The 24134-nt window shown below is 67.0% G+C and carries 22 protein-coding genes and 3 pseudogenes; 12 read left to right on the plus strand and 13 right to left on the minus strand.

Annotated features, from left to right (window positions below):
* From ACGFNH_RS32035 to ACGFNH_RS32045, 3 genes and pseudogenes are all read right to left on the minus strand, one after another.
* The coding region (locus ACGFNH_RS32035) for an ATP-binding protein (RefSeq protein WP_393659883.1) at nucleotides 1-993 on the minus strand (993 nt) is incomplete at its 3' end.
* Between the two features lie 276 nt (nucleotides 994-1269).
* Nucleotides 1270-1715 (minus strand): annotated as a pseudogene (locus ACGFNH_RS32040) (IS5 family transposase); the annotation flags it as partial.
* Between the two features lie 53 nt (nucleotides 1716-1768).
* Entirely contained in the window at nucleotides 1769-3130 is a 1362-nt protein-coding gene (locus ACGFNH_RS32045; RefSeq protein WP_393659810.1) for a hypothetical protein, read from the minus strand.
* A gap of 1695 nt (nucleotides 3131-4825) precedes the next feature.
* Here ACGFNH_RS32045 and ACGFNH_RS32050 point away from each other — a divergent pair.
* On the plus strand, nucleotides 4826-5458 hold the full coding sequence (locus ACGFNH_RS32050; RefSeq protein WP_393659811.1) for a hypothetical protein: 633 nt from the start codon (nucleotides 4826-4828) through the stop codon (nucleotides 5456-5458).
* A gap of 71 nt (nucleotides 5459-5529) precedes the next feature.
* Here the strand turns inward: ACGFNH_RS32050 and ACGFNH_RS32055 are convergent, their stop codons facing one another.
* The 7 genes from ACGFNH_RS32055 to ACGFNH_RS32085 form a co-directional block, all read right to left on the minus strand.
* On the minus strand, nucleotides 5530-6774 hold the full coding sequence (locus tag ACGFNH_RS32055) for an MAB_1171c family putative transporter (protein WP_393659813.1): 1245 nt from the start codon (nucleotides 6772-6774) through the stop codon (nucleotides 5530-5532).
* Nucleotides 6774-7301: a hypothetical protein gene (locus tag ACGFNH_RS32060; RefSeq protein WP_393659815.1), complete on the minus strand. Its 528-nt coding sequence runs from the start codon at nucleotides 7299-7301 to the stop codon at nucleotides 6774-6776. The genes ACGFNH_RS32055 and ACGFNH_RS32060 overlap by 1 nt, the downstream gene beginning before the upstream one ends.
* 314 nt (nucleotides 7302-7615) lie before the next feature.
* Nucleotides 7616-8866, minus strand: coding sequence for a cytochrome P450 (locus tag ACGFNH_RS32065; protein ID WP_393659816.1), 1251 nt, complete (start codon nucleotides 8864-8866; stop codon nucleotides 7616-7618).
* A 287-nt stretch (nucleotides 8867-9153) separates the two neighbouring features.
* On the minus strand, nucleotides 9154-9558 hold the full coding sequence (locus ACGFNH_RS32070; protein ID WP_393659818.1) for a DUF6009 family protein: 405 nt from the start codon (nucleotides 9556-9558) through the stop codon (nucleotides 9154-9156).
* Nucleotides 9555-11072, minus strand: a complete 1518-nt coding sequence (locus tag ACGFNH_RS32075) for a phage/plasmid primase, P4 family (protein WP_393659820.1) — start codon at nucleotides 11070-11072, stop codon at nucleotides 9555-9557. Before ACGFNH_RS32075 ends, ACGFNH_RS32070 begins: the two co-directional genes overlap by 4 nt.
* Complete coding sequence (locus ACGFNH_RS32080; RefSeq protein WP_393659822.1) at nucleotides 11069-12196, minus strand: bifunctional DNA primase/polymerase; 1128 nt, start codon at nucleotides 12194-12196, stop codon at nucleotides 11069-11071. The genes ACGFNH_RS32075 and ACGFNH_RS32080 overlap by 4 nt, the downstream gene beginning before the upstream one ends.
* A gap of 507 nt (nucleotides 12197-12703) precedes the next feature.
* Entirely contained in the window at nucleotides 12704-13045 is a 342-nt protein-coding gene (locus ACGFNH_RS32085; RefSeq protein WP_393659824.1) for a hypothetical protein, read from the minus strand.
* Between the two features lie 1808 nt (nucleotides 13046-14853).
* Between ACGFNH_RS32085 and ACGFNH_RS32090 the strand changes: the two genes are divergently transcribed.
* The 10 genes and pseudogenes from ACGFNH_RS32090 to ACGFNH_RS32135 all read left to right on the plus strand — a co-directional run.
* Entirely contained in the window at nucleotides 14854-15126 is a 273-nt protein-coding gene (locus tag ACGFNH_RS32090; protein WP_393659826.1) for a hypothetical protein, read from the plus strand.
* Nucleotides 15127-15135: 9 nt separating this feature from the next.
* Nucleotides 15136-16257 (plus strand): hypothetical protein, encoded by a 1122-nt coding sequence (locus ACGFNH_RS32095; RefSeq protein WP_393659828.1) that lies wholly within the window; start codon nucleotides 15136-15138, stop codon nucleotides 16255-16257.
* 498 nt (nucleotides 16258-16755) lie between these two features.
* Nucleotides 16756-17175: a hypothetical protein gene (locus ACGFNH_RS32100; protein ID WP_393659829.1), complete on the plus strand. Its 420-nt coding sequence runs from the start codon at nucleotides 16756-16758 to the stop codon at nucleotides 17173-17175.
* 2 nt (nucleotides 17176-17177) lie between these two features.
* The gene (locus tag ACGFNH_RS32105) at nucleotides 17178-17477 is read left to right on the plus strand and encodes an ATP-binding cassette domain-containing protein (RefSeq protein ID WP_393659831.1); all 300 of its coding nucleotides are present in this window, start codon (nucleotides 17178-17180) and stop codon (nucleotides 17475-17477) included.
* 128 nt (nucleotides 17478-17605) lie between these two features.
* A complete protein-coding gene (locus tag ACGFNH_RS32110; protein ID WP_393659833.1) occupies nucleotides 17606-17815 on the plus strand; it encodes a hypothetical protein in 210 nt (69 codons plus the stop codon).
* 323 nt (nucleotides 17816-18138) lie between these two features.
* Nucleotides 18139-18417: a hypothetical protein gene (locus tag ACGFNH_RS32115; RefSeq protein WP_393659835.1), complete on the plus strand. Its 279-nt coding sequence runs from the start codon at nucleotides 18139-18141 to the stop codon at nucleotides 18415-18417.
* Nucleotides 18414-18800: a hypothetical protein gene (locus ACGFNH_RS32120; RefSeq protein ID WP_393659837.1), complete on the plus strand. Its 387-nt coding sequence runs from the start codon at nucleotides 18414-18416 to the stop codon at nucleotides 18798-18800. The genes ACGFNH_RS32115 and ACGFNH_RS32120 overlap by 4 nt, the downstream gene beginning before the upstream one ends.
* Before the next feature lie 336 nt (nucleotides 18801-19136).
* Nucleotides 19137-19313: a hypothetical protein gene (locus ACGFNH_RS32125; protein ID WP_393659839.1), complete on the plus strand. Its 177-nt coding sequence runs from the start codon at nucleotides 19137-19139 to the stop codon at nucleotides 19311-19313.
* Nucleotides 19314-19480: 167 nt separating this feature from the next.
* Nucleotides 19481-19990, plus strand: coding sequence for a hypothetical protein (locus ACGFNH_RS32130; RefSeq protein ID WP_393659841.1), 510 nt, complete (start codon nucleotides 19481-19483; stop codon nucleotides 19988-19990).
* Between the two features lie 56 nt (nucleotides 19991-20046).
* Nucleotides 20047-20376: pseudogene (locus tag ACGFNH_RS32135) on the plus strand (helix-turn-helix domain-containing protein); the annotation flags it as partial.
* Between the two features lie 446 nt (nucleotides 20377-20822).
* Here ACGFNH_RS32135 and ACGFNH_RS32140 read toward each other — a convergent pair.
* The 3 genes and pseudogenes from ACGFNH_RS32140 to ACGFNH_RS32150 all read right to left on the minus strand — a co-directional run.
* A pseudogene (locus ACGFNH_RS32140) lies at nucleotides 20823-21237 on the minus strand (GNAT family N-acetyltransferase); the annotation flags it as partial.
* Nucleotides 21238-21702: 465 nt separating this feature from the next.
* Nucleotides 21703-21969, minus strand: a complete 267-nt coding sequence (locus ACGFNH_RS32145) for a hypothetical protein (RefSeq protein ID WP_393659843.1) — start codon at nucleotides 21967-21969, stop codon at nucleotides 21703-21705.
* A gap of 247 nt (nucleotides 21970-22216) precedes the next feature.
* Complete coding sequence (locus ACGFNH_RS32150; protein WP_393659845.1) at nucleotides 22217-22879, minus strand: hypothetical protein; 663 nt, start codon at nucleotides 22877-22879, stop codon at nucleotides 22217-22219.
* 325 nt (nucleotides 22880-23204) lie between these two features.
* Between ACGFNH_RS32150 and ACGFNH_RS32155 the strand changes: the two genes are divergently transcribed.
* On the plus strand, nucleotides 23205-23408 hold the full coding sequence (locus tag ACGFNH_RS32155) for a hypothetical protein (RefSeq protein WP_393659847.1): 204 nt from the start codon (nucleotides 23205-23207) through the stop codon (nucleotides 23406-23408).
* Nucleotides 23409-24134: the final 726 nt, after the last annotated feature.

Genomic DNA, 24134 nt, shown 5'->3' on the forward strand with positions numbered 1-24134 from the left:
CTCTTCGTGCGTACCGCCCTCGTGAGTGTGGATGGTGTTGGCGAAGCTGTAGACACCCTCGCTGTACTGCGAGTTCCACTGCATCGCGACCTCGACCGAGAGCATCCGCTCCTTGTCCTCGGCCTCGACGTCGATGACGGTCGGATGGATCACCTCGCCCTTGCGGGAGTTGAGGTACTTCACGAAGTCGACGAGGCCGCCCTCGTAGTGGTACGAGACGGTCCTGACCTCGTGCGCCTCGTCCTCGCCCGCCTCGTCCGCGCCGACGGTGGCCTTCGCCGACTCGCGCTCGTCGGTGAGGTTGATCCGCAAGCCCTTGTTGAGGAACGCCATCTCCTGGAAGCGCCGCGACAGCGTCTCGAAGGAGTACTCGGTGGTCTCGAAGACGTCCGGGTCGGCCCAGAAGGTGACCATGGTGCCCGAGTCCTCGACCGCTTCCTGCCGGGCCAGCGGGGCCGTCGGCACACCCAGGTTGTAGTCCTGCGTCCAGCGGAACCCGTCGCGCTTGATCTCGACCGCAAGCTTGATGGACAGCGCGTTCACGACGGAGACACCGACGCCGTGCAGACCACCGGAGACCGCGTAGCCGCCGCCCCCGAACTTGCCGCCCGCGTGCAGGACCGTCAGGACGACCTCCACCGCAGGCTTCTTCTCCACCGGGTGCATGTCGACGGGGATGCCACGGCCGTTGTCGATGACGCGCAAGCCCCCGTCGGCAAGGATCGTCACCTCGATCGTGTCCGCGTGCCCGGCGAGCGCCTCGTCGATGGAATTACTCACGACCTCCTGCACAAGGTGATGCAGTCCGCGCTCACCGGTCGAGCCGATGTACATACCGGGGCGCTTGCGAACCGCGTCCAGCCCCTCAAGCACACGAATCGTGCTGGCGTCGTACGAGGCTGCGACCTTGCCGTTCTCGCCAGCGACGGTGGAGGGAAGGTTCTCGTTGGGGTTGCCGGAATCGGCCACGAAGCGCCCTTTCTGGACAGGAATAGCCAAGCACCCGGCGGTGGCCGGAGCGGCTGCGTCGTTCAGCGTTAGTCAGCGGTGCTCGCTGCGACCCACAAGTGGGGCGAGATTGGCTTGCAGTCTACCGGTAGCGGCGACAGTGATGGGGGTTTGCCGGTGCCTGAGTCCGTACGTGCCACCCTGAACCGGCATCACCCGACTCCCCATATACGGTCCGGGGCCCTAAGGGGCTCAAAGTGGCGCTCAGCGCTTCGGGGTGTCAACCGCGAGCTACCACCCGGTATTGCCTTAGAAGTCATCTCATTTGGAGAGTCTTCGGTAGCAGATGAGGGTGCAGACGATGCTGGTGAAGGCGAGGAAGTGCTCGGCCTTGCGTTCGTAGCGTCGGTGGAGGCGGCGGGAGCCGGCGAGCCAGGCCATGGTGCGTTCGATGGTCCAGCGGTGACGGCCCAGCCGCTGGGAGCTCTCGATGCCCTTGCGGGCGATGCGGTGGGTGATGCCCCGCTGGCGTAACCATCGCCGCAGGTGGGAGTAGTCGTTAGCCCTTGTCGGCGTGGAGCTTGCCCGGCCTGCGTCGCCGGCGTCCGCGGCGGGAACGGATCGGCTGTATGCCCTTCACCAGAGGAATCAGGGCCTGGCTGTGGTGCAAGTTCGCTCCGAGATTCCGACAGGGGCAGACCGGCTCGCTCGGTGATCAGATGGATCTTCGAGCCGTACTTGCCCCGATCTACAGGATTCGGACCTGTCCCCAATCCCAGCCCACATAGGAGTGACAGAAGCCAGTGGCCACTGGACGCTCCTACTGAAGGGCCTGGCCCAGCATCACGCCCCCGCTCGTCCGAGCGAAGGCATCGGCCGCCTGTTCTGCAGCCCACTGCGCGGCTAGGAGAACTCCGAGTTCCTCCGCGCCTTGGGAGCGAGCCGTGGCGCGAGCCTCCTCGGCAGCACGCAGGACTTCGCCCCGTGCCCGGGCGGCGTGCACGGCTCGGTCGGCGTCCAGGGCATGCCGTGTGTGGGCTGCTTGCTCGGCGCGGTTGACGGCGTCGGTCACGCGCCGCTGGAAGGGAGCACGGCATGCCTCGCACAGGGCGCCGCTGGTGCCGCGGTCATGGGTGCAGGCCGGACAAGGCCCTGAGCCGGCCTCGGACTTCGGGCGACCGGGTCGGGTAGCGCGGCGCTCTACACACGCACGGCACGGGGCACCAGTGTCAATCTGGGCGCCGTCCTCGCAGGAGAGGTCTGGGCACCGACCGTGTCGCAGCATGGTGACGGCCGCGCCGACCGGACGGTTGAGGGCCCCGGCTTCGAATTTGGTGCGGTAGCCCTGGGATTCCCACCGGCGCACAACTCGGTCGCGCAGCTGGAGCGCGGTGCGATCTCGCAACTGGATGGTGATGGTGTCCAGGAGGGTCTTGGGGACCTCGCGGCCGGTGGTCCTACGCATCGCCTCGCGCAGCACGACTGGGAAGGCGGCGAAGACCATCGCCTGGTCGGCGGTCAGCGTGACCGGCAGACGCCGTGGTGCTCCCTGCCAAGCTGCCTTCCGGGGCAGTTGAGTGACGTGGTTGTTCGGCGCGCAGCTTTCAGGCTTGCGCGCGCTACTACCGGTAGAGAGCCTCCGGCGTTCACCGGCGCTACGCGCCGAAGGCGCCCCGTTCGTGTTCTGAGAGTTGGTGTTCTTGAGGTTGGTGTTCTTAGGGGGTGGATTTTCCAGCGCTGGTTTTTCCAGAGAGGGAAAATCCCACTCTGGCTGTGACCTGCTGTTTCCACCGTGGTTCGGCAGGGCCGTGGTCGCTGGCGGCGGCACCGGATGTGGTGCCTGGCGGACGGGTTCTTCCGGTGGCGGCTGCTGGGTGGGCTGGTCGGTGATGAAGTACGTCGAGGTGCCGAGCCGCCCGTTGGCCAGGCGCTCGCGTGCGCGGTAGAGGTAGCCGTGCCGCTCCAGTTCCTGGAGGCCGGTCTTGATCGCGTCGACGCTGTCCTTGGTGTCCCTGGACAGGGACTTGGGCGTCACGCCGTACCCGTCGCGATGCGTGGAGATCAACCCGAATAGGCCTTTCGCCTTGAGGGTCACTCGCGGGTCGCGGAACAGGTCGTTGGCGATCTGGGTGAAGCGGTCGGCGGCCATCGGGCCGCGCTTGATGGTGCTATAGCCGTTCATGATCCACCCTCAACCCGGAGGGGGAAAGCGGCTCGCGGCCGGCCGCAGTACCGGCGGCTCGGGATATCGGTGCGGGTGTGTTCACGGTCTGGCCTTCACGACAAGCGTGGGCCGCACAGGTGTCAGGCGGGGGTGACCAGTTGGCGCTAGGCACCGCTTCCGCGGAGCGGTAATCTGTGACCGGGACCAATCCGGGGCTCATGCCCGATCCCTGTGTGGTCCGGCGTTACCGCGCTGACTGCGGCTCACTCTGGTGGATGGGTCGCGGTCTTCATGTGGCCGTCCTGTCGCCCAGGGCGGCCGCTGCGCTCTTCACGGGCCCCGGGCGCACCGCTCCCCGCCCTTTTCCGTACGCGGCTGCGGCGGCCGTGGTGACGAGCGCGCCCAGTCCGGTGCCTGACCAGCGCCACAACGAACCGTAGAGGCTCTCCTCCACGGGTATCCGGAGGGGCCGACGTTTGCTTCGGATGGCATGGATGGCGTTGACGAGCATGAGGCGGGCGGAGCGATGTGGGCCAATCGATGGTGCGGTCGACCGCTGACGGCTTCCGTTCAAGCACGGCGGTTTCTCCGCACTGGCCTGCAGCTCCGGGCTGTACGTGGCGTTTGGTTCGATACAAGGGGCAGAGCGACCAGTCGGCCGGGCAGAGCACAGGGGCCCGTGCCAGGCACGGGCGCGGGGAGGGCAGCCCAGGCGTGGTGATGCGCGAGCGCGGAGAGAAGGGGGACGAAGGCCTCGGAGCCGACGTCGGCGGGGGACCCGTACGCCATGATCATGCGGTAGCTGGACAGGGGCGGGAACCCGATGAACGGGGCGTGGAGAAACCCGACATTGGCATGGGCAGCGCGTTGGACGAGGGCGTCGACGCGTTCGACGGGAAGGGGCCCGGTGTTCAACCACAGCCCATTCGTGACCAGGGCCGTGAGGACCTCGTCGGTGACAGCGTGCTCAGTGTCGGTCGCTCGTGCGAAGCAAGTGACAAGGGTAGAGAACTCATGCTGCGGGCTGGCGTCTTGGGGCTTGGTTGGCCGGGCCGAGCGTGGTGGCGCGACCGAGACAGCAAAGCCCACGTTCCGTAGAGCGGTCGCGAGAAGGCGTGCGGTATCGGCATCGCCGTGGGTGACGGTGTGACTGTGAGGATCCATCGGCAGCCTCCTGAACGATCCCGCGGTCTGGAAGCTATGGGCTGGTCAGCGAGAGGGCCGGCGTACGGCTGGCTTTTGCGGCACCAACTTGGTGGAGAGTGCATGCCGCTCCAGTTGGGGGTGTTCAGCCTGTTCTTCAGGGTCATTCAGCCATGACACCCCTTCCCTTGTTGCGTGTGCCTCGTCGGCTTGGGGTGCGCGGCCGCGGCTGGTGCTTCGCCCACCGTGGGTGGCGAGACCGAGGGCGCGCTGTGTGTAGTCGGAGCCAGTGAGCCGATCGCGTGCTTACCGTGCCGCGTCCCCGTTGGAGTCAACGTTGTCTGCGACGGAGTACGCACGCTTGTATCGCCCAAGCCCTGGGGGGCTCGGCCATATGCCGATCCTGGTGCACCGCACTCCTCACGTCAACATTTGTAGTCTGCATTTGTAGATCTCGGTCGGTGGGGATCGGATACGGCGTCTACGATTGTTGAACGCGCCACTTGCACGTGCACGAGGGCGCGGTAGCCTCCTGAAGGACTGTTTGCGTCCCGCCCTATGGAGCCATTGGTGAAGAGCGACCACGAGACGTCGGTGCCCGACCTAGCGTCGCTTCTCGATGACCTGCAGACGGTGGCCGACCGTCTGGGCAAGCCCCTCAGTACGATCGTTGTCCCTGAGGAGATCTCCTACGCCACAGCCGTCGAACTCGGGACCGTCCAAGCCCTACTGAGGGGCGAGGATCCCGAAGAGAGCCCTCATCCCGAGAGGGTGCACCAGCGGCTGAAGTTCCTGCATGAAACGCGACTGAAGGACCCTGTCGCCAAGACGAAGTACCTTTACGACGACATCGCCAACGGCTCAGCTGTCAAACGTGCCATGGTGGGCCACATCCTGACCGGCGAGCGTAAGGCGAACGCCGAGGCATGCACCTCGCTCGAGGAGTTCTTCGGCGTGGGCCCCGGGAGCCTGGGCATGACCAACCGCGCGGCGGTCGCGCTTCGGTTGGAGAAGATCCGCGACGAGGCTCAGACTCTCGCTGTCGAAGCTTGGATGAAGAGGATGGGCTTCTACGAGATTGCCACTCGCAGCTCGACCACCTCCCCGGACCAGGTCTCGAGAGCAGTGTTCCGGGCCTTGCCTGAACTCGAGGCCAAGCTGGCGCAGTTGGACGTACCTGCCACACCCGAGCACCAGGAATAGGGCGGCACCGGAGAGTTCGAACAGGCAGCACTGCTTGGCCGACGGCCAACCGCCTCGTCCACCGTGAACGGCTACGGGTTGGCCTGGGTATCTACTGGCGTGATGCTACTAGGGTCGTGGGCTCTCAGGGCCTCCACGACGATCGGGTGATTCAAGTACTCGGCTACCCGAACCATGTGCCGACGCTGCTCGTCCAGCGGCTCGTCTCCCCCAGGCAGATCAAATGAGTGCTCGTTGAAGCGCAGTGTGTCGCCAGTGCTCGACGGCTCCTCGAGCCGGCGTTCTGCGTCACGGATGGTCGCTGCAGCTTGCGCGGCTTGAAGATCGATTTCCAGCTCTGGCCTTGTCAGGGCCAAGGCCCTGACTGTCTCGGACGGGGCCGATCGCATCAAGGGCCGCAGGTGTCGTATGCCGTCGAGGATCTCGATCAACCGTCGGGAGAGGCGGAACCGCAGGTCCCCCAACATCCAACCGCTGGCATCGAGGACCTGTTCCTCCTCGACTCCGGAGACTGCTGCCTTCCAAAGAGGCGTCAGCGTCCAGAAATCCCGGAGGTCGGCGAGCCAGGATGACAAAGCCGGCTTGGCCATGCCGTAGCCGACAACGAACCCGCTGATGCTGATCAGGACAGTCCCGATGTCCATTAGCACGTCGCTGCGGTGATGTCCAAGTGAGGCCGTCAGGACGGCGGTCATCAGGCACACGGCGTATAGGAAGCTGAGGACGACAGAAAGAGCGAAGGCTCGCATGCCCTGGGCCAGCGGGGAGTCCTCGGGGAGAAGCGCGATCAGTCCGTCCGGGCCTCGGAACTGCCGGATCGTCGCCACGATGCCGACGCTGAGCGTGATCAGGTAGACGACCTGCAGGACGACCACGCCAGCAAGGTCGGCGTACGCGACGGGAAAGCGCACCGGATGGGCCGGGCCGGCCGGGTCAGTGATCATGAACGCAACCACCATCACGGTGATCGCGCCAACATAGGTGGGCAGCCACAACAGGCGCTTGCGGGCGCGCTCCTCTTGGGTGCGGTTGGGGTGCCACAACATGCTCAGCAGGTGCGCGAGGGCAATACACGACAGGTGGCCCGTGTAGAAGAGCAGTGAGGGAGCGCTCGGAGAGCCGATCGCAGAACCGATCGCGCGGTAGACCGCCGGCGCGACAACCAGGTAAGCCATCGCGGCCGTCGCTAGCACCACGACGGTGTACTTCAGCGAAGGGTCCGAGTCCCGTCGCACGGACACCCACTTCGTAGCGGCCAGGGACAGCAGGAATGACGAGATGGCCAGGTCAATGGCCGTGAGTACCGGCTCGAGCATCACAGACGCGTGCCCTTGCCACCGAAAGCGGAGTAGATCGGGGCGAGGGTTTCGACTTCTGGCCGGGGCAGCGACATCAGCGCACAGGTTGCGAAGATTTCGGCGCGGCGTTCTTCAAGGCTCGTGTAGTCGGCCCGGAGTTTCACCGGACGGCCGCGAACCTCCTCCACCAGGCTCTTGGGAAGGGCAGAGAGAGGGGCTTGTGTACGGCGGATACTCAGCGCTGACCGATTGACGGAGACACAAGTACCGCTCGTGACGCCGTCTCCCTCCAGCAGGTGCGCAAGCTCATGGAGGGTGATGTGCGTCCGGAAGAACGGGCTCGCAGTGTTGTCAACGAAGATGAAATCGCGATGGTCACCCACGACGCACAGACCGCTGATCTCTCCGTCGAGCTTCAGCGGGTGAATCACTATGTCCCGGGACCGTTCACGCGCCACGGCATTCACGATGTCCTTCAGCCGGTAGCCCTTCGGCAAATCCAGCCCAGCGAGCTTTTGGCGCGCATCTTTGCGCTCCCTGGACATTGCCAGGGAGTTCCTAGCCGCCGATATGAAGCCGCGAGGCTTCCCGGGACGTCGACCCGACGAGTCGGGCCGTTGGGGGCGGAGCTGGGTCATGGTCGTTCAGCCGTTCTCATCTGCCCATGGGAAGGCAGGAAGAGCGTTCTTGCTCGGCCGGTTCCTATGCCATGCATGCGGTACTCGCTCGCCCTTCCTCGTGCCGAGCCGTGCGTTCCCGACCTGGGAGGCTACCAGCGGGGTACAGCATCGCGGCACACATGTCGCGTGTGTCACCTGGGCCGACTGAAGCCTCCAGATCCCGGGGGTCGAGGACCCTTTCAGCGAGGTTGAAGTGTGCTTGGGGTGCAGGGCGTGAGGTGCACCCGCGGGGAGCGGTAGCCGAAGGCGACGAAGGAGGGGAAGCGGTCGAGCTGAGTGCCCGGGACGGCGAGGCGCAGGTGGGGGAAGCGCTCGAAGAGGGCGGGGAGGGCGATGAGTGCTTCGGTGCGCGCCAGGGTGGTTCCCAGGCAGCGGTGCACGCCGTGGCCGAACGCGAGGTGCTTGCCCGGTCTCCGGGCGATGTCGAACCGTTCGGCTTCCGGGCCGTGGGCGTGAGGGTCCCATCCTGCGGTGGCCCACGAAGCGAGGATGGCCTCGCCCCTGGCGATGTGGTTCTCTCCGATCTCGAGGTCTGCGGTGGCGAACCGCAGGGGCATGGACGCGATCGAGCCGGCCCAGCGCAGGGTCTCCTCCACCACGTTGCTCCACGGCACCTCGCCGCGGAGGACCGACGTGAATTGGTCGGGGTGGTCGAGAAGCGCAACGACGGCGTTGGCGATGAGGTTCACCGTGGTCTCGTGGCCGGCGCCGAGGATGAGCAGGAGTTGTCCGATGAGTTCTTCCTCGCTCAGGCGGCTCTCGTTGTCGCGGGCGTCGATCAGATCGGTGGTCATGTCGTCGCCCGGAGCGGCTCGCTTGCGCTCGACGAGGCCGCCCAGGGTGCTGCGGACATCGGCGAGGATCTCCTCCCCGGCAGGGCTGGAGCCGGAAGTGTTCATGATGGCCTCGATGAACGCGGCGACCCGCTGTCGCTCGTCATCGTTGAGGCCGAAGAGTTCGCAGATGACGCGCATCGGCAGTGGGTGAGCGAAGGCCTCGCGCAGGTCGACCGGCTCGTCGGCGGGACGGTTGGCCATTGCGTCGAGCAGGTCCTTGGTGATGCGCTCGACGACGGGCTTCATCAAGGTGGTACGCCGGGCGGAAAAGGCGGGCGCCACCAGGTTGCGCAGACGCCGGTGGTCCTCCCCTTCTGCGGTGATCATGTGGGTAAGACCGACGTACGGCAGGATCCAGTGTGCGCCGGGATTGGCAAGGATCACCTCGGGCCATAACGGCCAGTGCCGGGGGTTCCTGCTCACCCTGTTATCGGTGACAAGTCGTTCGAGGGTCGCCTGCCGCGTGGGGTACCAGGCCTGAATGTCACCGGGCAACTCGACCAGGACGAGATCCCCGAGGGACCGCAGGTGTGCCACCTCGCTCCGTATGTCGCGGCCAGAGGGGTCGAGACGATACGCGGGCGTGCGCTCCATGTTGGCTCCTCGGTGCAGCGATAGTGCGTGAACGTACGGCTCTGACACGTCAGTTCGGGCACATCTTGCCAACCCCGCGCCGGGCAAAGAACCTCGTCTGCAGTTGAGTCATGGGAGCGAAGTAGGAACTTGGGCGCTGGCACCCTTAGTTGCTGACTCGGCCTCAGCTAGCTACGTACTGCAGAGCTTCCTTACAGCCAAAGCCGGGAAGAGCATGGTGTATCCCGGGATTCGCTCCTGTAAGCGCACGCACTCCGCAGCTGTGACCACGCCCCAGACTGCGCCTCTCAGGAGGCCGAGCGAGTTATCCCGAGTTCCTGCATGGCGGTAGAGGGGGGTGCGCCTTCGGAGCGTTCTGTCTTGTAGCCCTTGACCCGTGGCTCCAGCGTTCGCGGGTCAATCGCTTCAGCGGGCGCGCTCTTGGCGTACAGCCCATCGGGCTCGCTGTCTCGGTCGTGGGGCAGCAGCCAGAAGACGCGGCGGCGGAAGGTCCCCGATGCGCGGGATGGCTTTGCGGTGGGGCCGAGGAGGGCGTAGCCGACCATGCGGCCGTCGCGGTGGTAGGCGGGTCGGCTCTTGCGGTTGGGGAGGCGGTCCAGGCTCTGACGGACGTAGTCGAGTTTCTCGATGTCCTCCAGCCACACGATCTCGGTTTCGTGGCTGATCTCGTCCTCGGTGATCAGGGAGCTCATGCGTCTCTCTCCTGGTCGGTGAGCAGTCCGATACCCGGGTAGTGCTTGCGCTGGTTGGACAGGATCATCTCCTTGGGCGAGGCCAGTCCTACGAGTTCCCGGGTGCGGGAGGCGAATGCCCTCGAGGACATGACCGGAGCTCCTTCATTCTGACACCACGCCTTGTAGACGGCGTAGAGCGCCGTTTGTTCAGCTCGCAGGTCCGGTCCGAGGACGCAGCACTCTTCGTAGAAGCGGCCGGTGTGGTCTTCGGTTTCGGCGTAGGCGGTGGTGGCGATGCGCACGCGTTCGGGGCCGGTGAGGTCGCGGTTTCCGGCGAGGTAGCGGCGGGCGCCGTCGATGAGCCAGCCGAGGATGCCTGGGCCTTCTTCGGTGACGAGGATGTCGGCGAGGTTGTCGATCTTGCGGTGGTCGGGTACGACGCGTTCGAAGGGGATCAGGCGCATGCGGCGCCAGAATGCGAAGCCGCCGGTGCCGACTTCGGGGCGGTGGTTGCCCAGGAGCCATAGTTTGTGGGTGGGTTCGAAGCTGAAGAAGTCCTGCCGCATGCGCCGGGCTTTGATGCGGTCGCCGCCGGTCAGGAGTTTGACGCGGGCCTCGTCGAACTTGTCGCCGGGTTTGACCTCGGAGCAGACGATCACGCGGCGGCCGTGCAGCTCGGCGAGGTCGGTGGGGTGGCCTTCGTAGGGGCGGGCCATGAGGAAGCCGGGCGGGGCGGCGTCGGCGTAGTCACCGAGCAGTTTCATCAGCACGTCCAGCAGGACGGACTTGCCGTTCTTGCCGGAGCCGAAGAGGAAGGGCAGGATCTGGCCGCCCACATCTCCGGTGACGGAGTATCCGAGCAGCAGCTGGAGATAGTCGATCATTTCCCGGCCTTCGGCGTCGTCGCCGAAGGTGTCAGTCAGGAATCGCTGCCAGCGGACGGTGGGCACATGCTGGGGGCCGACCGTGGTGGAGCGGGAGTGGAAGTCCTTGTTCGGATCAGGGGTCTTCACCAGTCCCGTGCGCAGATCGACGATTCCGTCCGGTGTGCAGAGTGCGTAGGCGTCGGCGTCCAGGAGTGCGGCGTTCAGCACCATGCCGGGGGCGGACTTGGCCTGGGTGAGCATGGCGTTGATGCCGGTGGTGGACAGGGCGCGGCGTCGGTGCTGTTGCAGGGCATTGGTGGTGAACAGGCCGCGGGGGTCGTGTGTAGCGATGTTTTCCGCGAGGTCGCCTGCGGCCCACAGGACGGTGTCGTCTTCGTCGATTTGCCAGCGGGTGGTGTCCCACCGGTACCAGCCGATTCCGGGAACGTGCCGGTAGTCGTTTGAGTAGAGCCTGACGAACAGCTTGGCGTTGCCGCGGTCGGAGAGAGTGTCAGGCAGCAAGCCATTGGCCCTCGCTTCGCTTGCCGGGCGCCGCTCGGCATCGGCCTGGCTCGGAAGGGGTGGGACCCTGCCCTGGTTGCGAATCTGGGTGGCGACGGCTTCGGGGTCGAACTCGAAGAGTGTTTCGGGGCCGGGCGACGTCACGAGCGCCCCCCGCTTGTGTAGAGGGGCCTTTTGAGGCCTGCGGCGAGGCCGCTGCGGATGATCTGCTCGATGCGTCGCTGCTGTCCAGGCCGGGCCGCGATGGCTGCCTCGGTGAGCGCCCGTTCAGCCTCTTCCTGGGGGAGGGATCCGCCGGCGATCAGTCCGCCGATGCTGTAGGCAGCGCGGTTGAGGGTGTCGGAGAAACCTGCGCCCTCGGTGACTTGGCCGCAGGCATCTACCGGTGCCAGGACGGTGGCGAGGGTGCGCTGGATTCGGGTGCTGCCACTGTTCGCGGCGAGGACGGCTTGCCGTGCCCGGGGCGGGACGGGCCGCGGGGCGGGGATGCTGGGGGCCGGGAGGTGATTGGTGCGCTCGAGCTCCTGGGCGAGCCAGAGCGGGAGCGCAGCGGGCTCGAGGGTGTCCCCCACGGGGGTGTAGGTGCCCATGCGTGTGGTGGTGCCGGGGGCGACGATGTAGCTGCCGTGGGCGCGTACGTCGACTTGCCAGGCCAGGGCGCGGCCTGGGGTGGAACCGACTGATGACTGCCAGCGACGGTTGTCCGCTGCTCGGAACCAGACGTGTAGGCCGCCGGATGGGGTGCGGACGCGCAGCGTGGATTCGTCGTCGGCTGGGCTTGGGTGTCCGCGTAGAGCAGCCAGGACGGCAAGGGTGTGAAAGCCGTTTGCTAGGCCGTCCAGGTCGATGTGGTCGGCGATCGGGATGCCGGGCAGGATCCGGTCTCGCTCCGGTAGTTCGGCCCGGTGTGCGTCGATGTCGAGGACGACCAGTCCTGCTGGGCCACAGGACACTCCGATGCCCAACTCGGGTTGGGAGCCCCAGCATTGTTGGATGCGGTTCTGATCGAGTGTTGCGGCATGGAATCCGTGGCACCAGCGGCCTTCGGAAATGCAGGGGCATGTCTTCGGCGAGTGGCGTTGTTCCCTGCAGTCTCTGCAGTTGGCGGTCGGGGTTTTGCTTCCCGGAGCGAGCGGATGCACGGGCCAGCCGCGGCGAGCGCACCAGCGTGCAGAAGCCAAGGACAGCTCGGTCGAGGGCTCAGCGACTGAAGGATTAGGGGTAGGCGTCGGCGAGTCGCTGTGCGAAAGACGCAGCTCAGCAGGCATCCGCATCCCCTATCAGCGACCGAAGCGACTCAATGACGGACACACACTAGCGAACGCCCTTGGTGAGGCCGTGGAGCACATGCGCAACAACGCGCGCTGTGTCGATGATGCGACCAGCATGAGTCTCGAGAGCGACTGAAGCCAGAGTCCAGCGACCGAACGACCATCAGGAGCGCTGAGGCAAGGGGGTATCAGCCCAGCTCAGAGGAGGCTGGCTATCGGTAACAGCGACTGAAGCGACTGAAGCTCTCTATATATTGCGCACACGCGCATACACGAAGGTCCTCATATACCTAGGAGTTGGGTCGCTTCAGTCGCTGCCTGGCCGTCTTCAGGGCGGTGACGTGCAGGTTCTTCCCAGGGCGCCCTCGGCACCAGAGTCGCTGGGTCGCTTGCCGTTACAGTCGCCGTGCGCGCGCACGGCGTTCCCGCCGGCCAGGACGAGACCATAGGAGGCACCAGCGTGCAGGGCATCGCGGAGGAGACTCTCGTGGAACGGGGAGAGCTTCACGCTGCGGCGGCCGGGCGCAGTTCGGGGAAGTGCTCTTCCCAAACGGCCCGTACAGCCTTGCTCAGCATCCGGCGGAGTACCGGCCAGTGCTGTCGGAGGAGTCCTGCGCTGAGGTACGTGGTGATGTCCTCGTGCAGGCCGGACCCGATGACGATGCGGTACATGCCGAGCAGCAGCTTGGGCTCGTCGAGGTCAAAGGCTCGGAGTCCCGACCAAGCCAGGTGTACGGGGAGCTCGACCGTTCCGGTGATGGGGCCAGTGAGCTCGTCCAGGTGCTCGGGGAGCCGCTCTCGCAGATGTGCGGTGCGGGAGCCCCATTCGGTGGTCGAACTTGTCACTCCCCCAGTATCCCTCGTGACGGGTGGCCGCGGCCAGGAACCATGCGTGTCGGCTAGCGGACGCACGGTGGGTGATGGCGCGATTCCCCGGGGTGCCTTCTGGCCTTCTTTCAAGCGGTGGCCTTCCTGCGTTCGCTGCCCACACGAATTGGGGGGCCGCCGGTCTCGGGCACAGGGGCTGTTTTGCTCTCAGCGGCCGCGGCGCAAAGTCCATGCACGTGGACTCCGCGCCCTGCGATTCGACGCGCCGATACCCGGCGATCTCCTGGTACGACTCACCTGGCGCAACCGCCGAGGAGAACCTCACGGCCTGAGACACGTGGTGGATGGCCGTCTGAAGAGCGCGTTCGCCCTCCAGGGTTCTACCGTCTGACACTCGAGTCTGCGGACGATCTGGCGAAGCCTCTAGGCAACGCCTCTTGACCGCCGTGGGCGAGAAGTCATCGGATGGCAGGTAGTGGTGAGGAGGGAGGCGGGGTGGGCAAACGACTCACGGCGAAGGAGCGCCGGGATGGCGCTCCTCGATGCCGACCCGGGCACCGGGCTGGTGCCGGCGAACCGGCCTGAGCGCATCCTGTCCGCTCTGGTTGACGACGGCCTCGCCCTTCGGCACCCGCGGCCGCCGCACCTCTACTACCTGACGGCGGCAGGACAAGCGGAGCGCGGTCGGCTCACCGCACCGGCCCCGCCCACCGAGGCCACCAGACCTGTCACCGAGGCCGGAGTGTTCCGTGCGCGGACGGGATTCGAGACGGAACCGTACGGTCGGACGCGAGCGCGGGAAGCACGGGAGGCGTGGCTCGGCCTTCTGGAGATGCGACGTCTCACCAACCCTGACGGTGCGCTGGACCGGCCCTGCCGTTGGGAGCGGGAACATCTGGTGACCGCGGCCGCGCTCGCGCTCGAAGGCGCCGGCTGCCTACCGGCCGTGCTCGAAGACTCCGGCCGCACGGCCGTCGACGGGTACCAGGTCACTCCCACCGAGCAGCTTGAAGCCGTTGCCGTACGAGCTCCGTCGGGCGCGATGGAGAACGATTCGTCCCGAACCTCGGCGCGACCCCGTTACTACTTGGGCGGCTGCCTTGGCGAGCGCAGGCTGGCAGGCCACCGAGCATGGAGGGCGGCGGGAGAGGGCCTACCTGCTTGCCTCGCCCCGGCGGAAGTGAACCCGGTGTCGCGGGGCGGAGTGTTGTCGCCGCGGCTCGTGTCGCGGCGACCGCCTGAAGGACAACCACCGCCCGCGGGACCAGAGCCCGTGCGCATACGCCAAGAGCCGGCACCGCCTGGGTGCCGGCTCGGCGGACAGGCACGCGTCAACGTGACCTGTTCAGTTTCTTCCCCTGTCACGGCTTTGGTTTGCGGCCAGTAGCGTTCAAGGGGCCCGACGCCGATCAGCAACCGGCAGCAGGTTCGTGACACACCTTCACCTCATAGACGGCGAATCGGCAAGCCTGGCGTGAACGCCGGTGACCCTGTGCCCTGAATTCTGGGAAAGCTGAAGCTCGCCTGTCGCCGGGAAAACGGCAGGTGAGCGGCCAGATGGACGGTGTGCCGTTGGGGACAGTGCGTAGCTGCCGGCTGGAACACTGGTGGACCGGGAATCGCACATAGGGTGCATTGACGCCTTTCCGGACGAGCGGTGAAGGTCGACCCCGTGGCATGCTTCAGCGCACTGGATCCCGCCCGCCAGCAGCGTCAACTGCTGCGGGAATACACGGGAATTGCGGCCAGTAGCAGACGGATCGTCACCCGACGTGGAGTCGGGTGACCTCCTCTCAAGGGCACCCCGACTTTCGAAAGGCACAAGCATGTCATCGAGCAGCACTCTTTCTCCTGCTTCCCCCGAGCCGATCACCACCCGCCCGAGCCGCGGACCGGGTGCGGCCCAGGTGGCCGGCCTGGTTTCCTTCCCCCTGATGGGCGCCGCCCTGCTCTATGCGGGATTCCCCATGGGCGACGTCTTCGCTCTGCTCGGCGGCTGCGGAGCCATCGGCGCCGCGACGTTCACCGCAGCCGGCGGCGGCAAGCGCATCGCCGCCGTCCTCGCCGAGATCGTCCTTCGCGCCACCACCGGCAAGTAGGGGGCGGCCGTGACACATCGAGCGAACCACGAACCCCGTCCGCACCGGGCCAAGCTCGCTGGCTTCCTGACAGAGCTGCGCCGTGGGGCCGAACTGACCTACGAGGAGATGGCAGACCGGCTCAAGTTGGGCGGCCGGGAGCTGTCGCCGTCCACGCTCAAGCGTGCCGCCGGCACCAGGAGCTCGGTTCCCAAAGAGCCGACCGTGTCCGCGTTCGTCATCGCGTGCGTCGGCTCAGAGATCGAGCAGGGGGCCCAGCAGTACGACGCGGCCGGGGGCAACGTCATGCGCGAGGCGCTGGGACTGTGGCGAAAGGCCAAGATCGAGGAGCGGGGCAAACTGGAGGGACTCCACGCCCCCTCCCCCGCCAACATCCGCACCGATGCCGACATGACCGCCGCGCTCGCGGCCGCCTACGAGCTCGCCGGCGCGCCACCGCTGCGCACGCTGCAGCAACGGGCCGGCTACACCGGCGCACCGGCGGACGACCCTGCGGCCCAGGAGCAGACCATGCTCTCGGGAGCACCGCCGATCTTGCCGGTGAGCACGGCATGGCGGATCGTCAAACGCCGGGGACAACCGACCAATCTCCAGCAGGTCGAAGCCTTCCTCCGCGGCTGCGGCATCACCAGCCGGGCCATGCCCGAGTGGCGAAGGGCATGGGAGCGCACCCTGGCGTCCTCCCCACCGCCCGTGGCACCTCGCGCAGCGCCCTCACCCAACTACGGCTCCCAAGAGGGCCAGGCCGATCAGGTCGGCGCCAACCAGAGCGCCCTGGCGACTCTGCTGGCCCAGCTCTCCCCCAAGGACGTCGACGAAGTTCTCCGGGGTGGTCTGGCGCTCCTCATCAACAGCAAGGGCCTCCGCAACGGCACGGCAGTACCCAACTCAGTCGGATCTCTCACCCGCGACACCCATGTCGCCGTCAAGGCCAGCTCTCCGGACACCAGCCGGGTGCCGGTCCCGAAGAGGACGTTCGCGCGTGCCGGCCGCGGCCCAGACCGGCCAGACACGGCGGCACGCCCCGACAGCATTGGATCTATCCCTGCGAAGCCATCGAAAGGGCAGAAGAGCGTCGTCTGCGCAGCGAGGAGATCGCTGCCAGGGTTCGCGGTAGGAACGAGCGCATGACCTCTCCCGGGCCTCCCCGCAACATCCCCAGCGCTCGGCGGGTGGTTCAAGACGAGAGCCAGCGTGAACACTGGATCCAGGAGCGAGTACTGCTCAACGAGTGGCAATAGAGGCCCACTCGACGTCGACCTGGTCGTCGCCAGGTTCCATGAGAGTCGAGGAGATTGACCTTTACGCCGCGCCACCCGGGGCCGGAATTCGCGGGAGGAGATGGACCTCCTGATGGACGGGGAGGGCTTCCAGACGATCCGCCCCGACGACTTGGGCAACGTGGCGATCAACGACTACGAGGGCGTCGCCTGCGGGCCAGCGGGACCGTGACCGGCCGACTCGGCAACGCGTCCGGCCTCAAGGAGGCCTGTCGGGAGGCGACGGGTGTGATGCCGGTGCGCGGCGCCAGCCAGCACAACCTGCGGGAGGTCGACGTTGACGTCCCGGCCGGGGTTCTCACCACGGTGACCGGGGTGGCCGGCTCGCAAGTCCACGCTGATCTCCGGGGTGTTCGCCGCCCGTCACCCTGAGGCGATCGTGCTGGGCCAGTCGGCGGTGGGCATCAACCCCCGCTCCGCACCGGCGACTTACACGAGGATCTGGGACACCATGCGGAAGCTGCTCGCCCAACAACATGGCGTGGATCCGGGTCTGTTCAACTTCAACGCCCAGGGCGTGTGCCCCGAGTGCAAGGGGCGCGGCACCATCACCACCGACCTGGCCTTCCTGGACCCGGTCACCACGATCTGCGAGGTCTGCGGCCGGTGCCGGTGCCGGTACCGGGATGAGGTCCTGGGCTTCGAGCTCGAGAGCCTGAATGTCGTCGACATCCTGGGCTTGACTGTCGCGGACGCGCTGGGGTTTTCGCCGAACGGAGCGTTGCGCGGCGCCTGGCCCCGCTGGATAGGGTCGGTCTGGGCTATCTGACGTTGGGGCGGCCGCTGTCCATGCTCTCCGGCGGTGAGCGGCAGCGCATCAAGCTCGCCCGCCGGCTGCAGGAGAAGGACAGCGTCTACGTCTTCGACGAGCCGACCGCCGGCCTGCACATGGCGGACGTCGGCAATCTGCTGTCTCTGCTCGACCGGCTCGTCGACGCCAGCAACGGCCTGGCGACCGAGTGGCCAAGCACGAAGGGCGTTCCGGGACGCCGAGGTGACCGGGACCTGCCGCCGGGGTATGCCATGACCGGGGCCGTCTGCATCTACACGAGAGCGCAGGAGCAGGCATGAGTGAAACAACCGGCTCACGGGGCTGCTGCATAGGCGTCGTCGTCCTGATTGGCCTTGTCATCTGGTTCGGCTCGAGCCTCCGGGCTGCTCACGATTCGCCGTCCGAACCTTCGCCTCACCCAACCACGATGGTGACCGAGACCGGCGACGGGTCGGCGGAGCCGGAGACTCCGGAACCTCAGCCCAAGGGCCCCGGTGGCCATCAGACGAGAGTCCAGTTCGGGTACGCCTGCTCCCCCGCTGGCGCGCTGGGGACTGCCGAGGACGGGCGTCCGGCCAAGTGCTTCATGGGTAAGGACGGCAGGGCCCGCTGGGGCTACGACTCCGACCGCGGTTAGGGCAGGCTCCGGTGAGCCGTTCCTGACCGGCAACACGGTATGTGATCAGGGCCGAACCGGGCTTGGGGAGACCACCAACTCCGCTTTGTGCAACGCGTCGAGAGGGGCGCGGGCTGCTTCTGGCCGCCTCCGCGTACGGGGCGGCTACGCGATTCCTGGTTCTCCGGGCGGGGTTCCAACTCGCTGTGGAATCGGATCAGACGTGGGCGCCGAGTGTCCCGGCCGGGCATCCTGCTGGCGGCGCTGGTGCGTGAACCGACGGGATCGCCCTTCTGTGACAGGTGAGCACGAACAGGGCTCTACTGGCGGTAGAGTCTTCTGTCATGGACGGCGAGGACACCAGCATCAAAGTCTCGAAGACTGTCCGGGCCCGTCTGGGCGTCCTGGCGGACGAGCGGGGCACCACGATCCGCGGCCTGGTGGAGGAGCTCGCCGAGGCGACGCCGACCCAGGACGAGCTCAAGGCGCGTGGCGAGCTCGCTCGCGCGTACCTTCGCGACCACGTCGGCGTGGACGTCACGGACGACGATGTGGCGGCCGGTGACCGGCTGCTGAAGGCGATGGAAGCCCGCACGGCAGCGGCCGGGGGTGCCGCTGCGTGATCCCCTTTGTCTTAGATCACACGGCGCTGCTTGCTCTTGGTGCCGGCCACCGTCAGCTATCCGGGCTCGTTGTGGCTGCGGCCGAGGGGCGCGGCGTCGGGCAGGTGCCGGCGTTGTCGCTCGCGGCCGCGGTCGCCGAGCGGCGGGCGGTGGGTGAGCACGTCGCGAGCCTGCCGGGCCTGGAGGTGGAGACGCTCGACCTGACCGCTTCCCTCGACGTCGGAACACTCGTCGGCGATGGCGTCGACTGGCGGATCACTCATGCGGTCCATCTGGCCCGGCCGTCGGCCGAGTGGCCGCGTGGGCGCGTGGTGGTCTCGCTCCGGCCGAGCCTGTACGCACGTACCGGGATCGATCCGATCGACCCGACTGCGATCTCCTGACATACGGCCGCACAGGGCCGCACGGGGAGTGCGCGGCGGCTCGACCAGGACAGCCTCTTCTGGGCCTCGTATCGCAGCGAGGGATGAGTACGTTGGCTGGCTTGGTGAGTAGGTGTATGGATGTCGGGTCCGTTCGACGCGGTGTTGGACTCTTCGTTGTGACGACGAACGACGAGGGCCCGAGGAGGGTGACCCGCCCTCGCTCTCCTGCCCGGACTCCCGCGCGCACGCGGCGAGAGCAGGCTGCGCATCGCCTCCGCGGTTGCACTCGTTCTGCTGCCTCTCCTGTACCTGGTGTGCTTCTTCCTGGTCATTGATGAGGCTCTCAGCGGGAGCGTGGGCCCGTCAGTGCTGTACGACATCAGTTTCTGGATGTTGGTCTGCTCGGGAGTGCTCGGCCTCGCCGTACTGCTCCTGCCCGCCCGCGCGGTGGGCCGCCCAGTGCGTACGGCTCTCCTCGTCGTCCAGTGTGCGCTGCTGCCGGTCGCGGTGGCTCTCGCCGCCGCAGCCTGAGGGCCTGCCCGTCGCCGCTCGGGCCTCGTCACGCGTACGACCGGCCGATGCTGGGCCCATGGCGCTCTGCCGCCGGCCCTGTGGGTTGGGCCAGGATGAGACTAGAAAGTGCGGTTCCTGTACTGGCCGACGCGAAGCACGCCGATCAAGGACTCGTGAGGAGAAGAATGCTGATCGAGACGGCTTTCTGCACACGGGATGTGCTCGCGCCTGACAAGTTCTCCTCCTGGCGCGAGCACATCTCCCAGTCACACGTGCCGATGGACGTCGAAGGTGACGGCACAGCGAACGCCACGGTGTCCGAGCGTGTCCTGGCGCTCGGATCCGTAAAGCTGTGGACGATGGAACACTCACCGGTGACGCTGCGGCGAACGCGGAAGTTGATCCAGCAGTCCGACCCCGAGCTTTACCATTTCTCGCTCAACCTGCGGGGGACGATGGGGCTGGCCAGCTCCGGTCACGAGGCCGAGTACGAGCGGTCCGACCTGGTTCTCCACGACACCTCACGGCCCCACCTCATACGGGCGGTCACCACCGGCGGTGAGGACACGGTCCGGGGAACGGGGCTCTTCATCCCCCGGAAACTGCTGCCACTGCCGGAGAACGCGATCGACTCACTGATCATGCGGCGATTATCGGCGCGTGAGGGTATCGGGCGTTACTCGCCCAGTTCCTGACCCAGATGTCCCGGGACTCCGGCTCCTACCGGCCCGAGGACGGACCTCGTCTGGGCATGGTCGCGGTGGACCTGCTTTCTGCACTGTTCGCCCATGCGCTCGACGCCGGCAACGCGCTCCCACCGGAAACCCGGCGGCAGGAGCTCGTCTTACGCATCCGGGCCTTCGTCCAGCAGCACCTGCACGACCCGCACTTGACCCCGCGCACCATCGCCGCCGCGCATCACATCTCCACCAGCTACCTGCACCGCCTCTTCCAGCAGGAAGACGAAACGGTCGCTGCCTGGATCCGCACGCAGCGCATGGAACGTGCACGACGCGACCTCGTCGATCCCAAGCTGCGCGCCACCCCCATCCATGCCATCGGCGCCCGCTACGGCTTCCCACACGCATCCGACTTCACCCGAGCCTTCCGCACCGCCTACGGCATGCCACCCAAGAGTACCGCCACCAAGCCCAGCGCATCGACGGGTAGCACCCCGGAAAGAGGTGGACGCCTTCGCCCTCGGAGTCGCCCAGGAGCGGCACCCTTGTCCGTGGTCGCAGAGGGGCAGGGCTCCCGCAGTTGGCTTTGTTCATGCGTTGCGAAGTCAGTTGTTCACGGGTTTGGAAGGCGCCCGGTCGGCGCCGAGGTCGATGTTCACGAGAAACGACAGCACCCCGCAGCCGGGGGCTACGCAGTGGAGCGCCATTCATCTTCGAGGCTGCTGAAGATCATGGAGTCTCGCCAGCCGTCGTGGAGCAGCGCGGTGTCGCGCAGGCGCCCCTCATACGTCATACCGATCTTGGACAGCACTTGGGAGGAGCCCAGATTCCGCGGGTCACAGGTGGCATGGATCCGATGGAGCCCCAGCTCGCCGAACCCGTGCGCGAGCAGCTGCCGACCGATCCGTGCCGATACCCTGCCCCCACACCCGGGGGTGCACGATGTACGAGATCTCGCCCTGGCGCTGCTTATCGCTGCGGACGTGCAGCTCACCCATGCCCACCACATCCCGCCCGACGCGGGCGACGTAGGGGAAGCGGCGCTGAGGGGTGCCCGACCAGGCCTTGACCGCGGAGTCCACGAAGTCCTGCGTCTGGACCTCCGTGTTCGGCCCCCAGGACTGATAGCGGCACACCTCCGGGAGGCACGCCCACGAGTGAACGGCCGGCCAGTCCTCCAAAACGATCTTGCCCAAGATTACCGAGTGCCGACTCTTGTGACGATCATGGCGCCGCGCGAAGATCAAGATCATGGAGCCCATCACGCTCCACTGACGGCCATGCGGGGAGGAAGGCCCCGGCGCCGTCAGTTCTCGTGAACACTGCGACGCACTCCCTGGCCGAGTGCGCCTCCCCAACCGACGTCGAATTGCTGCTCCTTCTCATGAACAAAGCCACGCAGTCTTCAGGCAGCCGGGGCTCATAGGAAGTTACGTAGATTCACCACGGGCATCCGCCGAGTTCATCGGCGGTCAGGTGGGCGCGGTGGCGGCCTTCGGCGAACATGTCGCGCAAGTACAGGCCGGGGAGAATCCAGCGGTTCGTTTCGGCCGGTGAGCGCGATGCGCCGCGGTAGGCAGTGTCGCCGTCCCGCAGAGCCACGTCGCGCCGCTGGGGCTCCTGTGGTTCAACGACTGTGTGCGTGACGGCCCCGACCGACGCGGCGGAATCGGGGCCGTCCGTTGCTGGATTAACTGTCAGCGCATTGCCTGCCGTTGACCCCAGGCTCAGTCGTCAGCCAACTGACAGGCTGTGCCGGCGTGCGTATTCTTCACATCAATGCCGATGAGACGTACGGTGCAGGCGAATCGATTCAGGGCACCGCCTGCCGCGCCCGTCTTGCAATGGGCCTTGACCGCCGGGCCGACTACATAACCCTTCAGCTTGAGGTACTTCTGGCATTGTGAGGAGCTGGCCTCGGCGGGGGAGGCCATGGCCACAGAACCGACGGCCAGGGAGAGCCCCGCAACGGCAACAGCGATCGCGCGCTTCATGAAATGAGCACCTTCCTTGGCAGTGCATCTGACCCCGGGGCAATGAGGCTTGTGGTGTGTCCCCCGCCTGTATGTCCGGGGATCTGTCACCGATCAGCCTGCCGGGGGCGTTGACGAGGGTCGTTAGCAGCGGGTCCACACCTCTGCGCATTGCGTGCACACTCCACCGGTGACACGGCGGTGAGTCAGCCACCCGACAGAACGCGTGAGTGCTGCTATGTCTCGGACGCGCTGCAGGCGCGGGTGATCATGCGGCGTAGTGGCGGGCGAGCAGGTCGGCGTGGCGTTCGGTGATCTGGGAGTAGATCGTCATCGCGGCCGAGACGCGGTCTCGGTGAGCGTCACCTGCCGGGGTGCTGTTCTCCAGGTCGTGGAGGGTGAGGGCCGCCTGTCGGGCCCGATCGGCTGCGGCGGGGTCGACGGTGGCGATGACATCGAGCTGTTCGCGCACCGTTGCGGGCAGTTCCACTGGCCGCTCCTCGACAGGGCGCTGGGGCGTCGGGACCGTGGGCTCGTCGAGGGGGGCCGGGGAGTGTGGCCGGTTGATCAGGTCCAGGAGGACCGCGGTGGGCGGCGGCGGTTCGGTGTGGGCTGCGCGGTCGGTGGCGTGCTGGCACGTGTCGCACTGGACGTCGTCGGTCGCGCGGCTGAGGACCAGGTTCGAGCACCACGGTGTGGCGCAGGGGACCTGGGTCATGCCTCCGTGTCGGTAGGGCAGGCCGATGCTGAGCGCCCAGGACAGTCCGTCCCGCCGGAACGCGTACGGGCGGGCCGGGTCATCGGTGTGCAGCGGGGTGAGGCGTTGCTGCAGCCGTGCGTAGATCATCGCGTCGTCCTCGCCGTCGACCAGCAGGCCGAAGATCATCCGGTCCAGGCGCCATCTCTGGTAGCTGCTGATTTCACCGACCACGTCGCTGAGCAGTGCAGTGGTGCGCGGTACGCATCGGGCCAATTCGAGGGAGAGACAGGTGAGTTGTGGCTTCTCCGCGCGGAGCGCGCCCGCCCTCGTCGGCGCAGAGGGTCGCTGTGGGCCGTCAGGCGATCCGGGGTTTTCCACAGGCTCGGCAACTACTACCGGTAGGTCGCCTACGGCGGAACAGCCAGGCGTCGGGCATGCGTCATCAGGTGAGTCAGTCGTACGTGATTCCTCATTCGCGAGGGATCCCTCACCAGCCTCAGCACCCGATCCCTCACCAAGATGAGGACTCGCGGCCGAACAGCCCGCGGAGGACCCCGTGTTCTCCACAGCGTCCGGGGTGCCCGTCGACTCGGCCGAGGCCCGGGCGGCCGGCGCCGGGAGGTCGTGCGCGATGAAGTGGTGCCGGCCCCGCTCCCCCGCCCTGCGCTGCACGCTCACCCAGCCCGCGGCCTCCAGGCCGTCGACGACCCGCGCGGCCGCCGCCGCCGTGATCGGCTGCCCGGCACGCTGGCCGGAGTGATGCAGCAATCCGCCCGCGAGCTCCCCCAATGTCAGCGGGATGCCCCGGGCCTGGGCGTAGGTGATCAACGCGTACGCGCGCAGCTGACGCGGCGTGAGGTCCTCCGCAGCCGTCACCGGCAGCCACACGAACGCCTCCGCCGGACTCATCGCACGAGTCCGGCGCACCGCCGACAGTCCACGGCCCCCGGGCAGCGTCCGACGCGTCGTGACCAGCTCGACCACACCGTCCGGCCCCGGCCGCGACAACTGCGTCAGCCCACGCTCCACAGATGCACCCGACAGCCCGAGGTAGGTCGCGATCGTCTCTGTCCGCGCCTCACACCCCTCCCGCCGCGCCGCGAGAGCTCCGGTCTTCACATACACCGACAGCGCCACATCCGCGTAGCAGGACGACGTGACCAACCGCATCGGTACCCGAGCCCGCTGGGTGCGCACGGGGGGACGCTTCGCCTGGCTCACCATGTCGACGACCCGTGACGCGAGCGGTCACCGAAGATGGCGCTAGCCGAATGCATGGCCGAATGTGGACACGCCAACGGTGCATTTCGGTCGATCGGAGCCTGCTCAGGCTGACAGGAGGCAGCACTCTGCTGCATGATGACTCTCGCCCTCTCTCGGGGCACACAAAAACCCCGGCTCTGGGTGGGGCTGGTTCTGGCGAACCGAGTTCGAACTGATCGCAGCCGGCTGGCACCGGGGCGGTCAGAACCTCCGCGAGGCCCTG

Source organism: Streptomyces sp. NPDC048639 (genome assembly GCF_043199075.1).
Classification (GTDB): Bacteria; Actinomycetota; Actinomycetes; order Streptomycetales; family Streptomycetaceae; genus Streptomyces.

Bases quoted from the DNA above. Each gene is read 5' to 3' on its own strand.
- ACGFNH_RS32130 (WP_393659841.1), top strand. From the start codon at position 19,481: ATGCTGATCGAGACGGCTTTCTGCACACGGGATGTGCTCGCGCCTGAC.
- ACGFNH_RS32070 (WP_393659818.1), bottom strand. From the start codon at position 9,558: ATGAGCTCCCTGATCACCGAGGACGAGATCAGCCACGAAACCGAGATC.
- ACGFNH_RS32060 (WP_393659815.1), bottom strand. From the start codon at position 7,301: ATGTCCAGGGAGCGCAAAGATGCGCGCCAAAAGCTCGCTGGGCTGGAT.
- ACGFNH_RS32145 (WP_393659843.1), bottom strand. From the start codon at position 21,969: ATGAAGCGCGCGATCGCTGTTGCCGTTGCGGGGCTCTCCCTGGCCGTC.
- ACGFNH_RS32055 (WP_393659813.1), bottom strand. From the start codon at position 6,774: ATGCTCGAGCCGGTACTCACGGCCATTGACCTGGCCATCTCGTCATTC.
- ACGFNH_RS32045 (WP_393659810.1), bottom strand. From the start codon at position 3,130: ATGAACGGCTATAGCACCATCAAGCGCGGCCCGATGGCCGCCGACCGC.
- ACGFNH_RS32110 (WP_393659833.1), top strand. From the start codon at position 17,606: ATGGTGACCGAGACCGGCGACGGGTCGGCGGAGCCGGAGACTCCGGAA.
- ACGFNH_RS32090 (WP_393659826.1), top strand. From the start codon at position 14,854: ATGTCATCGAGCAGCACTCTTTCTCCTGCTTCCCCCGAGCCGATCACC.
- ACGFNH_RS32080 (WP_393659822.1), bottom strand. From the start codon at position 12,196: ATGCCTGCTGAGCTGCGTCTTTCGCACAGCGACTCGCCGACGCCTACC.
- ACGFNH_RS32065 (WP_393659816.1), bottom strand. From the start codon at position 8,866: ATGGAGCGCACGCCCGCGTATCGTCTCGACCCCTCTGGCCGCGACATA.
- ACGFNH_RS32115 (WP_393659835.1), top strand. From the start codon at position 18,139: ATGGACGGCGAGGACACCAGCATCAAAGTCTCGAAGACTGTCCGGGCC.